The organism is Hyphobacterium indicum, from assembly GCF_003129605.1.
GTDB classification, from domain to species: domain Bacteria; phylum Pseudomonadota; class Alphaproteobacteria; order Caulobacterales; family Maricaulaceae; genus Hyphobacterium; species Hyphobacterium indicum.
This window is the reverse complement of sequence record NZ_QBDX01000004.1, coordinates 711,655-726,713: the sequence shown is the minus strand read 5'-3', so window position 1 is coordinate 726,713 and position 15,059 is coordinate 711,655. Positions and strand designations below refer to the sequence as shown.

General features: G+C 60.0%; 13 protein-coding genes. 5 read left to right on the top strand and 8 right to left on the bottom strand.

Annotation, left to right across the window (positions count from 1 at the left end):
• The first annotated feature begins 57 nt into the window (after positions 1-57).
• Positions 58-588 carry a signal peptidase II gene (lspA, locus tag DBR16_RS11400; protein WP_109261371.1) on the top strand — a complete coding sequence of 177 codons (531 nt, stop codon included), beginning with the start codon at positions 58-60 and terminating at the stop codon, positions 586-588.
• 3 nt (positions 589-591) lie between these two features.
• Here lspA and DBR16_RS11395 read toward each other — a convergent pair whose 3' ends face one another.
• Positions 592-1,038: a MerR family transcriptional regulator gene (locus DBR16_RS11395; protein ID WP_170108337.1), complete on the bottom strand. Its 447-nt coding sequence runs from the start codon at positions 1,036-1,038 to the stop codon at positions 592-594.
• A 64-nt stretch (positions 1,039-1,102) separates the two neighbouring features.
• On the opposite strand from DBR16_RS11395, the gene DBR16_RS11390 reads away from it, so the two are divergent.
• The gene (locus DBR16_RS11390) at positions 1,103-1,738 is read left to right on the top strand and encodes a cation transporter (RefSeq protein WP_109261369.1); all 636 of its coding nucleotides are present in this window, start codon (positions 1,103-1,105) and stop codon (positions 1,736-1,738) included.
• Positions 1,738-2,292: a PEMT/PEM2 family methyltransferase gene (locus DBR16_RS11385; RefSeq protein ID WP_109261368.1), complete on the top strand. Its 555-nt coding sequence runs from the start codon at positions 1,738-1,740 to the stop codon at positions 2,290-2,292. The genes DBR16_RS11390 and DBR16_RS11385 overlap by 1 nt, the downstream gene beginning before the upstream one ends.
• 511 nt (positions 2,293-2,803) lie before the next feature.
• Here DBR16_RS11385 and DBR16_RS13905 read toward each other — a convergent pair.
• From DBR16_RS13905 to DBR16_RS11370, 3 genes are read right to left on the bottom strand one after another with little or no spacing between them, the layout of a single operon-like run.
• Complete coding sequence (locus DBR16_RS13905) at positions 2,804-3,202, bottom strand: hypothetical protein (RefSeq protein ID WP_125184557.1); 399 nt, start codon at positions 3,200-3,202, stop codon at positions 2,804-2,806.
• Between the two features lie 3 nt (positions 3,203-3,205).
• Entirely contained in the window at positions 3,206-4,495 is a 1,290-nt protein-coding gene (locus DBR16_RS11375; protein ID WP_109261366.1) for a recombinase family protein, read from the bottom strand.
• Positions 4,492-4,938, bottom strand: coding sequence for a DUF2924 domain-containing protein (locus DBR16_RS11370; protein WP_109261365.1), 447 nt, complete (start codon positions 4,936-4,938; stop codon positions 4,492-4,494). Before DBR16_RS11370 ends, DBR16_RS11375 begins: the two co-directional genes overlap by 4 nt.
• Positions 4,939-5,020: 82 nt before the next feature.
• On the opposite strand from DBR16_RS11370, the gene DBR16_RS11365 reads away from it, so the two are divergent.
• Both DBR16_RS11365 and DBR16_RS11360 read left to right on the top strand, forming a co-directional pair.
• On the top strand, positions 5,021-5,719 hold the full coding sequence (locus DBR16_RS11365) for an IS6 family transposase (RefSeq protein WP_109261364.1): 699 nt from the start codon (positions 5,021-5,023) through the stop codon (positions 5,717-5,719).
• Between the two features lie 54 nt (positions 5,720-5,773).
• Complete coding sequence (locus DBR16_RS11360; RefSeq protein WP_267894813.1) at positions 5,774-6,526, top strand: ATP-binding protein; 753 nt, start codon at positions 5,774-5,776, stop codon at positions 6,524-6,526.
• 117 nt (positions 6,527-6,643) lie between these two features.
• On the opposite strand, the gene DBR16_RS11355 is transcribed toward DBR16_RS11360, so the two are convergent.
• From DBR16_RS11355 to DBR16_RS11340, 4 genes are all read right to left on the bottom strand, one after another.
• On the bottom strand, positions 6,644-8,899 hold the full coding sequence (locus DBR16_RS11355; RefSeq protein WP_109261362.1) for a pre-peptidase C-terminal domain-containing protein: 2,256 nt from the start codon (positions 8,897-8,899) through the stop codon (positions 6,644-6,646).
• 241 nt (positions 8,900-9,140) lie between these two features.
• Entirely contained in the window at positions 9,141-10,127 is a 987-nt protein-coding gene (locus DBR16_RS11350; RefSeq protein ID WP_125184555.1) for a hypothetical protein, read from the bottom strand.
• Positions 10,124-14,329 (bottom strand): vWA domain-containing protein, encoded by a 4,206-nt coding sequence (locus DBR16_RS11345; protein WP_161539490.1) that lies wholly within the window; start codon positions 14,327-14,329, stop codon positions 10,124-10,126. Before DBR16_RS11345 ends, DBR16_RS11350 begins: the two co-directional genes overlap by 4 nt.
• A 35-nt stretch (positions 14,330-14,364) precedes the next feature.
• Entirely contained in the window at positions 14,365-14,919 is a 555-nt protein-coding gene (locus DBR16_RS11340) for a hypothetical protein (RefSeq protein ID WP_109261359.1), read from the bottom strand.
• Positions 14,920-15,059 lie beyond the last annotated feature (140 nt).

Here is a 15,059-nt window from a genome sequence, read left to right as displayed (position 1 = left end):
TACCGAAGACGGAACCCATTAACTGACGGCGAGTCACTCGCAAAGTAGGCTTTCTCCATGTCGATTTTTAAGACCACAATTTTTTCGCGCCACCGCTTTGGACCAGGCAAAATTCACGGCGGCCTACTGGTTATGTTGCCCGCTATGATCGCTCTCGACCTTTTGGTGAAACTCAAAATTGAGCGATTTTTGACCGAAGTTGGCACGTCGATATCGATTTTTCCTGGCTTTAACCTTACCTTGGGCCACAATCGAGGCGTTAGTTTTGGCATTATGGATAGTTCGCATTGGATTGCGCCCTATCTGCTTTCAAGTTTCGCCATCATCTTGGTTGTTTTTGCTTTAATTTGGGCCGCCCGGCAAAGCTCAAAACTCATCCACGCTGCCAGCACCTTTTTTGCGGCTGGTGGACTTGCAAATGCGATTGACAGGCTCGGCGATGGGGCCGTCACGGACTATTTGGACTTTGGATGGCAGGCGACTCGTTGGCCAACATTCAACCTGGCCGATGTTCTCATATTTGTCGGCGTTGCTCTTTTACTTCTTGGCTGGAGATCGGGCGCTGCAAAGCCAAATAGCGACCAATAATCGTTATGATGCCTTCGATGCTTTCTGTTTGTGGTCAGCCAGGCATTTGGAGTGGTCGAACAGGCTTGTGACAATTTCGCATGTTCCGACTTCTCCGCCGGAACAAGTGTCGATCATGCGTTCTAATTCACGTTCGAGCACCCTTAGCTGCTCAATGCGCGTTTGCGTATCGACGAGGTGCCGCCGGGCAAGTTCATCGGCTTTGGCGCAATCGGTGCCAGGGTTTTCCTGAAGATCGATCAGGTCGCGAATGGCATCGACGGTAAACCCCAAATCACGTGCGTGCCGAATGAAGCCAAGTAAGTCTACGGCCGCTTGCCCGTAGATTCGTCGACCGCTTTCAACGCGGCGCGGTTCGGGCATCAAGCCGACGCTTTCATAATAGCGAATGGTGGTCACTTTGACGCCCGATGTTTTCGCCGCTTGGCCGATGGTGAATTCTTTTTGCATTTTGCTCTTGCTTCTACAGTCGCTGTAGAAATTAGACTCCATCTTGAACTTAGGAGTCAAGAAAATGAGTTGTTGCGAAAACGACCAAAAATTTGATGGTACCTCAGCCGCTTATCGCCGCGCGCTTTGGGCTGTTATTTTTATCAATCTCGTCATGTTTGTCGTCGAGATAACCGCAGGTTTTGCGTCGGGCTCCCAAGCCCTCAAGGCCGATGCACTGGATTTCGCGGGCGATACCATGACCTATTCCATCAGCCTTTTGGTCATCGGCTCTGCCATTGCGGTTCGAGCCAAAGCCGCATTGTTCAAAGGCGGCCTTTTGTTCGCGATTGCGATTTCCGTCCTAGCTATGACACTGATGCGGGCTTTGTCGGGAGAGCCACCTGTTGCAGAAACCATGGGCATTGTTGGCTTTGCGGCGCTTCTCGCCAACGCGGCCAGCGTGCTCATTCTGCTAAAATGGAGAGACGGCGACGCAAACGTTCGCTCCGTCTGGCTTTGCTCGCGCAATGACGCCATCGGCAATGTCGGTGTGATGATTGCTGGCGGTCTTGTGGCCGCCACCGGATCAGCCTGGCCCGATCTGCTACTCGCCTTTGTGCTCGCCGGCATCTTCAGCCGGTCGGCATGGTCGATCTGTAAACAGGCGCTCGATGAGCTTCGTGAACACTCAGCCATGGCCAATACAGGAGACGCGTAATGTCACCCCTGCTCATCGGAGTTATTGCTTATGTGGTCATAACAGCAACGCTTTCGCTTCCCTTTATGCTTAGGGCGAAGGCCGAGTTTAAACACCAAGGCAAATGGTCACCTCAAACCGCGATTATGTCTGGTGTCATCATGCATGGTCATTTCATCGCGACACTCGCGCTATCATGGCTGGATCGCGGCAGCCTATTTGCGCCATCCCCCATCATAGTCGCCATCGGAACAGTGATGTTCATCGGTGGCGCCGCTGTCATCTATCTGGGACGATATGCCTACGGATCGCAACAGCGGGTCTACGGCTTACTTGAAGACGAGCTGATCCAGCACGGTATATACCGTCATACACGCAATCCACAGTATGTCGGTTATGCGGGCATGTTCCTCGGAGCGGCCATCATTGCGGGTTCCGAACTGGCTTTGGCTTCCACGCTCTTTTTTATGGCGATCATCCATGTGTTCATCACATGGGTAGAGGAGCCGCACATGCGTAGAACCTTTGGTGAGGCTTTCAATCAGTATGCGCAGAAGGTGAGGCGATATATTTGATCCGACTAAGCAGTGGCACAATCTTGCTGGAAAAAGCTCGGCACTGGTGGAGCCGTCAGACTAGACCGGTTCGCAAGCTCAGTCTGTCTTGCGATGTTTCCGGCTGTTTATAATGCCTAATTGTCATCACAAGTGCGCATTAGGCGGGTGGAGTAAAAACGGCCGTATCTGATCACAGAACTGCGATTTCGATCTTGGTTTCTCATCCACCGCCACTACACTCATCGAACCAGTCTCAAAGCCAAGTTCCCGAGCGCCGGGATCCCAAGCCATGCGAGATAATCGGCTGGAACCTTAAGACTCGCACTTTCGATAAAGTGGCAGGGTTTGGCCGAAATTGCCCTGTTTTCTCAAAACCTGAAGACTCAGAGAATCTCGTACGGCAGCCGGCAAGGGCCATTCAGGACACGGATTTCAAACGGGTTTTCGGATTGCAAGTTCGCCGGTCAAGCGACGACAGTTTGAAGTGATCCATCGCGTGGATCGGACACATGTCCCGACCTTACGGCGATCAGGCGAACCAGGCATCCTGTTCTGACCAGTCGAGAGGAAAGGGCTCCAGCGCGGTCTTGAGCGACAGCCCAGCCGGCGGGTTTCCGGTCAGGACGGCTTCAACCAGCTTTGGCGACAGGAGCGTCATTCGAACCACGCGGGCGAGATAGGTCTCGGAGATACGCTCGGCGCGGGCCAGATGGCGGACAGTTTCAAACTTACCGCTGTCGAGCAATGCGCGCCATCGATGCGCGCGTGCTACCGCTTTGAGGAGAGCGTGGTCCGGTTTGGCGATTACCGGACCGGCGCCAGCTGCATGGATCTCCTTGCGGCCCCGATGCTTACGAAAGCTGACCGGCACCCGAAGGATAAGCCGGTTGCCGATGCGTTCGCCTTCTATCCGGGCTAGGCGTTCCATGGATCAGGCAGCCTCGCGTGCTTCGCCAGCAAGTCGCTGCAGACCATCAAGGCGCAAAGTTATCTCGACATGCTCGAGGTGGATGACAACCTTCTCGACGAGGAGGTTGACCAGGCGTGCCTGCTCTTCCGGAAAGAGATTCTCCCAGATCGGTGTCAGCTCGTCGATCAATGCGGCGAGTTCCTCCTCGCTTGCCGTTAGCCCGATCACTTTCGACGCACGGCATGCGCTGAACAGGATCTCCGGTTCGTGGAGGAGCCCCTTGATGCGCTCGATCACAAGGCTTTCGATCTCGGTCGCGCTGATGCGCCCGATTGGACAGGCGCCAGCACCATTCGCCAGCACGGTCTGGCTGACATAGTAGCGATAACGCTTCTTGCCCTTGTTCGTATGGCTGGGAGACATGGGCGCGCCATCAGGTCCGAAGAGGATCCCCTTCAGCAGGGCCGGCGTTTGCGCGCGCGTCCGCGATGCCCTTTGGCGATTGTCGGTCTTCAGGATGGCCTGAACCTTTGCCCAGGTGATCTCATCAACGATGGCTTTATGGCGTCCGTCATAGACCGCACCCTTGTGGCGGATCTTCCCGATATAGATGGGGTTGGAAAACATCTTGTAGAGGCGGCTTTTCGCGAAGTCCGGCATCGAAGCCGAGGCCCGTGTTTCTTCCGACAGGCGCTGGACCGAACCGAGCTCTATAAAGCGCTTGAAGAGGTGCCGCACGATCCGGGCTTCCGTCGGCTTTTGCACCAGCTGCTTGTCGCGGCTGATATAACCAAAGGGCAAAGGTCCGCCCATCCACATGCCGCGCCGCTTCGAGGCGTCGATCTTGTCGCGGATGCGCTCGGCCGTGTTCTCACGTTCAAACTGGGCAAAGGACATCAGCACGTTGAGCAAGAGCTTGCCCATCGCATCGCTGGTATTGATCGACTGAGTGACCGACACGAAGCTGACGTCATGCGCATTGAAGAGTTCGACAAGCTTGGCAAAGTCCATGATCGACCGGCTGAGGCGATCGATCTTGTAGACGACGATGATGTCGACCTCATCCCGCTCGACCCGCTTGATCAAGCGCTGAATAGCAGGGCGTTCTAGTGTGCCGGCTGAATAGCCTGGATCCCGGAACTCCTCGTCGATCGCGACCCAACCTTCATGGCGCTGACTGGCAATGAAGTTGCGGCAGGCTTCGGCTTGCGCATCAAGGCTGTTGAACTCCTGATCGAGTCCCTCTTCGCGGGATTTTCGTGTGTAGACCGCGCAGCGTTTCGGGCCAGTAGATTGCGATGCGAAATTCATCGCCGCCCCCGGGAGTCTGAAAGCCCGAAGAAACTCCAGCCATTCCAGCGCGTGCCGGTAATCGCAAAAGCGATGGCTGAAAGGGATTTGTAGTGCTTGGCATTGAACTCATAACCGTCGCGCCGGACCGTCACGAGATATTCGACGCCCTTCCATTCGCGGACCAGGCGGGTGCCGGCAATGGGCTTGTTATCCGCTCGCTTGCGCCGTTTCGTGTGGTCACCGCCATCAAGTTCGTCGGCGAGGGCCAGAAGCCGCTTGTGCGACCGGTCCTTCAGCCCGCCATGCTCGAATTCCTGAATTCGATAAGCGAGGCGCGCTTCGAGCGAGCGCCGATTGAAGACTGGCGGGGGAACTTCAAACAGGGAATGCCAACTTGCCTTCAACTCCGCGAATGAGAGGGCGCCAAGACTTGCGATCGGGGTTCGGGTTTTCGTTTCCATGGGTCATTCACCGTAAACAGCACCGCTCGAGGCATTGTCAGATTAAACCGGTCATTATCGGTTCGTCGGCCAAACTGCCTGGATGAAAAACCCATTTCGCTACTTCAAGACATCACCTGAGGTCATCCGTCTCGCGGTGATGATGTATGTCCGATTTCCGCTGTCGCTTCGAAACGTGGAAGATCTGCTGCACGAGCGCGGTATCGATCTCAGCCATGAGACGGTGCGGTTCTGGTGGAACAGGTTCGGCCCGATATTCGCTGCGGAGATCCGGCAAAGGCGCGCCGATCGGCTACGCGCCTGGCCCCAGTGGCAATGGCATCTGGACGAAGTGTTTGTGAAGATAAACGGTGAGACGCACTATCTCTGGCGCGCTGTCGATCACGAAGGTGAGGTGTTGGAAGCTTTCGTCACCAAGCGCCGTAATCGCCAAGCAGCGTTGAAGTTTCTGCGCAAAGCCATGAAGCGATATGGCAGCCCGGAAGTCATCGTGACGGACCGGTTGCGCTCTTACAAAGCTGCCATGAAGGTCATCGGAAACGAAGACAAACAGGACGTGGGGAGGTGGCTCAACAACAGGGCCGAAAACTCACATCAGCCCCTACGAAGACGAGAACGGGCGATGCTCAGATTCAGGCGAATGCGAAGTCTCCAGAAATTCGTCTCCGTCCATTCGTCCGTCCACAACCACTTCAATTTAGAGCGCCACATCAATGACCGAGACTGGTTCAAGGAGAACCGGCAAATCGCGCTGGCCGAATGGCGGCAACTTGCCGCCTAAATCGACGAAACCCTGCCAATCTGAGACCAGTTCGCTTTCGTCTGACACCACCCCCTGAAGTTCACAGAAGCCGGTCATGTGCATGTGACCGCCCATCCGGGTTTTTGCGCAGCTGGCGGCACCTGCCTGGAGATTGCAGTCGAAGACACCGGGATCGGAATCCCGGAGGAGGCTCAGGCGCGGATTTTCGACCGTTTCATGCAGGCTGACAGCTCCACGACGCGTGAGTTTGGCGGGAGCGGACTGGGGCTCGCAATTGTGAAGGGGCTGGCGGAAGCACAGGGGGGAGATATTGAGGTCCGGTCCGAGCCCGGCAAGGGTTCCTGCTTCACTGTTCATTTGCCGCTTCGCGAAGCTCATCTTGCTGAAACCCGGCCCGCCGAAGGGATGGGGGATGCCGCACAGCTTGGCGATATTTCCGTGCTCCTTGTTGAGGACAATGCGCTGAATATCGAAACCATGAAGCTGTTGCTGGGCGAGTTCGGCATCACCCCCGATATCGCCAAGACCGGGCTTGAGGCGCTCGACAGGGTTGCGGCGCAACGTTACGACGTTGTCTTTATGGACATCCAGATGCCGGAAATGGATGGAGAAATCGCCATCAAACACTTGCGCGAACGGGAATCCGCGGCCGGCGGAAACCCTGTCCATGTCCTGGCCTTTACCGCTGATGTTGTCGGGGAGCGTGTCCGGCATTTCGAGTCCATCGGTTTTGATGGCGTACTGGGAAAGCCGGTGAATGCGCGCAAGCTCTATGAAGCGCTGGTGGCCGTCGCCGGCCAGGATTCGGAAAAGGAAACGGCCTGACCGGGGACTCGCGAATACTGCGCTCGCTCCCGATTCCCGAAAGCATCGCAGGATCGCGGCCGCTTCGCGGCCAAGGCTTGGAACCCGCCCTTGAAAGGCGGGTCCGTGCCGGGTCCGCTATTCTTCGTCTGAAGCCGCCTCGTCCTCACCGGGAATGATGAAGTGCCGGTCGCTGAAGCGGAAGGCCGCCGCCGGCATGGCATCGCTGGCGTCTGACAAATCAAGTTGATAGCGTTGTCCGCGGCATTCGCCGGGCGCAGACGGAATGGATGTGTTCAATACCATCAGTCCGGCATGTTCCCATTCGGCCGGGTCGATGGTGCCGGACTGACCAAGGGGAATGACCTGGATTTCGCCGCCGCGCTGGCCGAGAACAAAGAGTTCAATATTGTCTGCCCGGCTGACCGAGAGATTGGCCGGCCCGTCCAGATCGAGCGCAAAGTAATTGACGCCCAGCTCTTCCACGCTGCCCTTCCCTGAAGTCTGGCCAGTGGTGCCGAGCGTACCTGAAATCTCCACGGTGCGGTTGAAAACCGGCGCCAGATCGTAATCCAGCGCATAATTCCGGGCCCGCCAGCGGGTGATGGCTTCAAGCAGGTGCGAGCCGTCTTCGCGCAGGGCTGTGTCCATGACCTCCAGCCCGTCCATGTGCGCGGCGTTTTCCCAGAAGCGGACGATCATCCCGTTGCCATGACTGTCGGCAATGGATTGCAGCAAGGTCCACTGGCCGTAATCCAGCCCCTCGCCCGATGTGCTCCAGCACCGGCCGGGCCGGGCAAAATCGGCCGACACATAGTCGGTGGCGTCCTGATCATCGCCAACGGTGACGGTCTCGATCCAGGAAGCGGTGGATTCATAAAGCCAGTTCAGTCCTTCGACCGAGTCATACCCGTACTGGACAATGTGATTCAGCTCGTGCGTCGCGGTGGCGCGGATCAGGCTGGACGGGGGGGCATCGCCAAGGCCGACGAAATCATTATCAATGACGAAAATAGCGCGCGACGCCGCTTCCTCCCGGACATCGGGCGTGTAGGGGTTGTCGAACACGGTCTCGACCGGACGCGCAAATCCCAGCGCTCCGCCGACTTCCGACACATAGGCGCGGTAAAGCCCCTCTTCATCGCGGATAGGCTCGGCAAACCCCAGGGCCCGCTGTGCATCGAGGTTTTCCTGCAGGGCCACGCCGACTTCGCGTGCATAGGCTTCGGAGGAGGCATCGCTTCCCTCGAGCGTGTAATAGACAACAAAGTCCTCGGTGCGGATCGACAGGCGCTCCCCGCTCAGCGAGATGTTTTCGCGCAGCGCTCGCAACTCGTCGACGATGCCGGCATCGACCAGCGACATCACGAGGCTGTATTCGCCGGCGCTGTTGCCGCCGCGATAGCGCTCCATGATCACTGTATATTCGGCCGTCTCTTCTACCGTCAGCGCAATGGCGGAATTCAGCGATCCGTCGCCACGGTCATCATTCAGCGATACCGGTTCGCCATCGGGGCCCAGGATGCGCAGTACCGGGTCGAGATCTCCCGACAATGCGTCGGCCAGGACCAACAGGGTCTGACCGGCTTCGAGCGCGACAGGGTATTCGCGGGACGGTTGGTCATTGTCGATCACACCGGAATGACGGGCGATCTCTGTGCCTTCGATCGCCGTAAAATCATAGGGAATTTCCGCGTTCGGATCGATCGCGACCGACACCAGAACATCGCCGGTTTCGGTGCCAGAATAAGACCCGACCACGATGTCATAGCGGCCCGCCGCACCGATCTGCAGGATGATCTGGGAGTTGAGCGTGCCGCCGGCCCGGCTGTCATCATTCTGCGCGATGATGCTGCCCGATGGCGACCGCAGCTCCAGTGTGGTGTCGAGCCCGGGGCTCACCGCATAGGTATTGGCCACGATTATGTCGCCTTCAGCGAAATCCGCACTGACGGACCGCGTCGGATTTGCATTGTCGAGCGTGACAACGTCCTGAACCCGGATTTCGGCCGCGTCCGACAGACCAAAATCCACGCCCTCGCTGACCACCAGTTCGAACGCGCCGAAGGCGCCGCCATATCCGGTGACCGATGCCGTGTAGATGCCTGGCTGCGGCGGCTGGAAGATGATCTGCGACTGCAGGCCGCCGCCGGAATAATCGTCATTCTCGGCCAGCGTGCGGCCATCGGTGCCGGTGACCCGGAGCACGGTGTCGAAATTAGTATCCGAGCGGGTTGTCAGCGTGACCAGCTGGCCGCCGGTCAGATCGATCTGGAAATCGGCGCTGGGCTGATCCTCGCTGACGGTGCCGGGGCGAACATCCTCTGCAGCCGTTTGAGCCATTGCCGACGCTGTCGCGCAGGCCAGAATAAGTGGGAGAAACCCGTAACGCATGAACGCCCCTTTGCCTGGAATATAACAAACCCTGTCCGGAAACGGGTTTAGCCACGGCTGGCGGCGGCGGCAAGGGCGGGGTGCTTGCCGCAGGCGCTGTTTCCGTCATCGTTGGCGTTCAGGGCGTGTCCGCTTGCTGGTTGCACCCCGGGTCTTCTGAGCCGGCTTTTGCAGAATATCTGCCCGCGCCGGGGATTGGAGATGGCCGGTTCCGGCTGAGGGGATGGCTGCCGTGCCGGATCTATTCCTCACCCCGCGCACGGCGCCGGAGAATGATGATTGCGCCGGCGGCCGCACTTGCGAGCGCCAGTCCCAGAATCAGCCAGATAATCCGGCCCTGACCGCTCGAACCAAACCCTTCGCCCCGGACGACTTGCCCGAGCTCGGCGGCCACGCGGTCCGCTTCATCGGCCGCCCGTACGTCCATGCCGAGCGCTTCGCCAACCAGATCAAGCTGAAAAAAGGACGGATTGTCGGTTTCCACGCTGAGCGTAATCAGGCGTCCGGATATCCCGGTGACTGGCTCGATCCGCCGGATTTCCAGTGTCTTGAAGCCGTCCGGTTGCTGTTCGGCCCAGGGCGAGGAATCCGTGACACCCACAAAGACCGGCCCCCTGTCCACGCGGACATAACGCATACCATTCCACCCCCCCGTCCCCGGCGGGCTGACGTAAAGCTCAAGACCGGCCGCATCAACAACGCGGATCTGCGGGCCTTCGTATGGCCCCCGGTTACCCAGAAGCTGGACGCCCAGGATTCCGCTGCCGCCCGGATCGACCCGGAACCAGTCCCAGTCGCCGTGCGACAGGCGGACCAGGCGGTGGAAGGGCAGACCGGCCTGCCATGCCGTATCCGGTGTATCGTTCGGCTCGAACGCGTCATTTGGTGGCAGGAATTGCGGCCGGACCTGTATGACGGTTTCGGTTTCTCCCACCGGCCCGCCTGAGACAACCAGATCGTGACGGCCAGAAGGCAAAACGAGTCGTTGTGCCGGGGTCCTGTCTGCTTCTGCGGCCGGCGCGATGAATACCGCAGTCACCGCCTCCGGACCCGCGAAGACAGGGAGCTGAACCTCTGACGCATGATCCAGATCAATCCGGACACGGGTCTCACCCGCGTCATTCAGCCGTAAAATCGCCACTTCGCCGGCCTCCAGCCGTTGCTGGGCCGCGGCTGAGACGGAAAGCAGGAGGGCGGCGGCGAGCGCTGGCAACAGGGTCCGCATCATCCTTCCTCCGGCTCCGCTGCGCGAACCGCCTGCTCGATCTCCCGCCGTGCCGTGGGAAGATCAACAAGGCCTGCAGCGGCTGCGTTGGCAATGCCCCTTACCCGTAACAGATCGGCCTCGCCGCGTGAGCTGCGGCCTATCAGCGTCTGGCTCTCGCTGGGCTGGCTGTTGATCCCCCATCGCAAGCCCGAGCTTCGCGTGCGTCCGTAATAGACTCCGTATTCACGGGTCTCGAACGAGGCGATGCAGCGCCCGTCGGGCAAGGCGCGTTCGAGATAGACACGTTCCACCAGTGTGATCCGGTCGAGATGCCGGCCGCCATCCCTGACCTCGACCGAATAGCCGGTTCCGGTGGTCGCCCGGCAATCAACGGCGCGCTCCGGAGCGGGTGCCTGTTCCGGTTCCGGCGGCGAGCGATCGGGTGCCCGGTGACGGCTCAACACGGCCTCAAGATCCCGGATCGCGCCGGCGACATTTCCATCGCAGGTTTCAGCGCCATCCGTGAAACTGGCATAGCGCCATTCAGCCGCGCGCGGATCAGCCTGAGACAGGAATATGGCGCGCGCCTGATCATGCGCGGCCGCCAGCGGTGTGCCGGAAAGTGGTGTGATCGATGTCAGGAAGCTGCGGATCGAGTCGGCATCCCGGGTGAAGGTGCGGGTGCTGAAAGATCCGCAATCCTGAAACGCCACGGCGGCAAATTCGATGACCTGGTCTTCCGGCAGGGATTCGAATGTCTGGTTGATGCCGGATCGCGCATTTGCCATCCGGCCGCTTTCTCCCATCGAGCCGGACGCATCAAGAATCACCAGAAGCGACAAGGCTGGCGGTTCGCCGAGCCGGTGCCAGAGGTCTGGCCCGCCATCCGAGCCTTCCGGTCCGCCGCGGCGTTGGTCCAGGCTTGTCCAGTAAATCCTGTTTGACCACTGATCCGGCGGGGCGATGGCTGCAGGTGTGGACGGATCAGCGTCAAGTGCCTGACCGGTCAGCGTCACTGTTATCTGGATATCGCCATTGGCGTCCTGGAGTGACGCTGCCTCTTCCAGATCGAAGCGTGCGCGCCATCGCCGCCCCTCCCCGCTGACGTCTGCGTCTGTTCCTCCGACGCGAATTGCCGGCGCGGTATCCAGTTCAGCGGAAAATTCGAGACGCATCTGACCCGGGCCGCTGGCGGGTGCTGCGCGGGCTTCCGCCACGTCCAGAGTCCGCGCCTCCGGGTCCAGTGCCGCCAGGGTGAGATTGCGCGCGCTTTGATAATCCGGCCCGTCCGTCCAGACTGCGCTATAGATATTCCGGCCGGCACCTCGCACCCCGATGGATTCCAGAACCACAGGAATCCGGTCAAACAACAGAACGGTTTCGCGGTCCGGCTCGGAACCGGGACGTTCCGGATCACCATCCGTCCATGCGCCTCGTTCTGACTGCACATAGACTTCCAGTGTCTGGGCGCCTCGCAAGGCGTTGAAGGCATCCCCTTCCGGAATCGCGCGTTCGCCGCGCCAGTGACGGCGGCTGGTCCATCGGCCTTCCAGAGGGTCGCCACCAAGGCTGATAATCTGCCCGTCGGCATCGCGGTCAATGTCTTCATCAAAGGTCAGTTCAATCACCAGCCGGGCCCCAGGCCCTACGGGCCGGAAGGCCGTATCCGTATCCTCATGCGAGTCTTCCGTGCTTGGCTCGAACAACCAGTCGGCATCCTCGTCCAGGCTGGTAGAAGGTGCGGGTCGCTGCATGAAATAGACGGGCTGATCTTCACCGCGTGCCGTGATTTCGACCTGCACCAAGCGCGGCGGCCGCACTTCCCGCCGGATCACGAACCGCCCGGCACTGGCCTGTCCGGGATCTTCGGCCGCGTCTCCGGACCGGGTGACGAAAACATAGCTGTCGCTGAAACGCTCCACGCTTGCCGCCGACTCGCGAAAGGCCAGCTGGCCGAATTCCGCTTCCACGCGGAAACGGATGCGGGTATCTGTCCAGAACAGGATGTCGCTGATCGGGATGGCGGAGCCGGGCGTCAGGCCGATCGCCAGCTGACCCTGTGTGCTGCCAAAATGCTGCCCGCGGATTTCGAGTGTGTCGCGGGTGTTCTCGATGACGGTCACCACACCTGCTGCACGGAGGTCCTCTTCTTCCTGCGCGTCGATCACCGGAGTCCGGTCGCACCAGTTGGCGACTGACTGGTAAGACAGCTGGGCGTCATCCATCGCAAAAGCGCCGGATTCGTCCGACGCGAAATTCCAGGGAACATAGCCGGGATGCAGGATGTCGATCCGATCGCCCCCGAAGCGTGGCGCGGACCAGGCTGTGGAAGCCAGACGGCAGAGGGGTTCGGTACGCTCGCGCGACCCGTTGAGCATGACGGACGAATATTCTTCCACGTCCGGACTGTCGCCGCGTGCCTCTTCATAAAGCCGCTGAGCCAGTATGCGGCAGGTTGCGCGTTCTGCCTCCTCTGACGAGCCCCGGAGCGACTGAAGCAGCTCTTCGGACCGCGTGCAGAAATAGTCGGCGTGCGCCCGGTTGTAGAAACCGAATACAGTTTCCGCGTCGCGTCCGCGCGGATCGGAATCCGGCAGGGTGGTCAGATCTGCCGGTTCGAAATAGCTGGCGATCGGATAGGTGTCGCCGGTCGGAATGTTTGACAGATTGCCGAGTCCCCCCTGGGCCAGGTCAATCCCGTTGGAATCGCGGAAGGCCGCCAGCCGCGCCCGTACATAGATGCGGGTCAGCGAAAGCGTGTCATTGCGCGTGTAGACCAGGCCCCGCAGCTCCTGCGGCAGCGCATTGCGCGACCCCCGGCCGGACGCCTCGGCGGCATAGGTTCCGATCCGCACAAGTGCCTGGGACAGGGTAGCGATGCCGCCGGCCGCTATGAATTCCGGCCCCATGCCAGCCACCATGGATTCATTGGTCGCCCACATGTCGAAACAATGGCTGCCGAGCGATTCACCGGAGGCCGGGCTGAGCGCGACATCATCAATACCGTACCCGCTTGTGTTCTGCCCGAAGGCGGCGATCACTTCGCGATAGCCGGCTGTCGAACAGGCCAGCAATTCCCGCCGCTGACGCTGAACCGGCAGAGCGGTTTCCGAATTGTATTCCAGCAGATGACCGGCCGCATCGAGGCGCGCGGCATAACGCAGGCGCATCATGTCCCAGGCGCGGTAATCACCGACGCCGGGATGGGTTTCCTCCTCATTGGCGTGGCGCCAGACCGGTATGTAGATGGATGCGGCCGGCGGTTCGGCGTCATCATCGACCAGTCCCACAGCCTGCCCCAGCGAGATCAGTGCCCGCGCTGTGAGATTGGTGAGGGTGGACGTCACCCCGACTTCTGGCGAGGACAGGGCGTCGGGAATGTGGGTCACGGATTGATGGCCGTGAATAATGCCGGTGAATCCGCCCGCCAAAAGGGCCCGGGTCGGATCCCAGCCAATGCCATTGGCGTTGTATTCCGGAGAGCCCCAGCGTTCGAACATATGCCCCATCGCCCACCGGTCCTGGAGAAAATGCTGGGCGTAGGCTTCGTATGCCAGCGCTTGATGCTCGGCTTCCCGGATCACATCACGATAGGCTTCGAGATTGGCCGGCTCTTCCGAAATCCGGCTCCGAAGTCTGCTGGCGCGCGCGGCAAGGGACAGCGCGGTCTGGTGCAGCCGGAGATAGGATCGCGTCGCCTGGGAGCCGAAATGGGAGGCGTTGAAACCACCCCCCTGCCAGTAAGTGTAGTTGTGACAATCGCCGGGCACGCCGCCGGGCATGGTGCCGCCCGGCGCCGGCGGGCAGTCCGTATTGCGGTTGATCCAGTCATAGATTGTGTAGCTGAAATCCGGAATGCCGGCGAAATTGGCCGGACCCGGCAGGCGGCGCCGGGGCAGGCCCATCACATTATCTGGATCCCAGGAGGATCCTGGCCGTTCGCCGATTTCGGGCCGGAAATAGCCGGTCGCCAGATCCCGGACAATCAGGTCATTGTCGGCCGAGAAATTCCATGGCGAGCCGGGGGCTGCACGGTCCAGCGCTGTCTGCGCCAGCCAGGCATGTTCGTTTTCCCGGCAATTATCCAGCGTGCTGCCATGGCAGTAATAGATGGCGTGCCATTTGTCGCGGTCCGCGACATGCCCCGCAAACTCACCGACCCGTGCCGCATCTTTCGTGTCATGGGCGCTGGCAAAGAATGCGATACCTATCACTGCGGCCATGCGAGCGGCGCGGAGCGCATATGCTTTCAGCCGGGCTAGTCCTGTCGCGGTGCGCACCATGCATCCTCCGCTACGAAAATCCGCTCGAATGCAGTGACGGCGGCGTCAAGATCGCCGCCCGCCTGTCCGGCATATCGATCCAGACAGGCCTGCGGGCATTCGGCCCCGGCCACGCAGGCGCGCAACCGGCCGGCACGCTCTTCTGCGCTGGCGTTATCCGGCGGCCCGAGACAGGTGAATACGGTGTCCATGCAACGCCCCCATTGGGCGATGGGGTCATCCAGATCCGGGTATGTCACCAGGGAGATCGCCGGGCCGCTGCCGTCCGAGCCATGGCCGGCCGGGACGGGCGGCAGGAGTATATCGCATCCGGCTGTTTCCGGATCACACTCGGGGTCCGCCGTGACAGTGGCTTCCGCCCAGAGATCATCCGGCGGGGCATCCGCCTTCTGAAAATACAGGAATAACCCGGCAATGAGCGCACTCACAGCCACCAGTATGGCAAGGCCGGCAAGGACGGGAACACGCCAGCCACGGCTTCCGCCGGGCGCGGTGCCATCTGCTTCCGGTGTTTCTTCCTTTGTCTTCATTTGCACTCCCGGCAATGAAGGCAGGCGACGATTGCGTCAACCTAACAGCAAAATGCGGCTTTGACAGTAAAACCATTATTCGAATGTATTTCTCCGGGGACAAATGTATGAGCGAATCGCGCTCCGGAATTGGCTTTTCC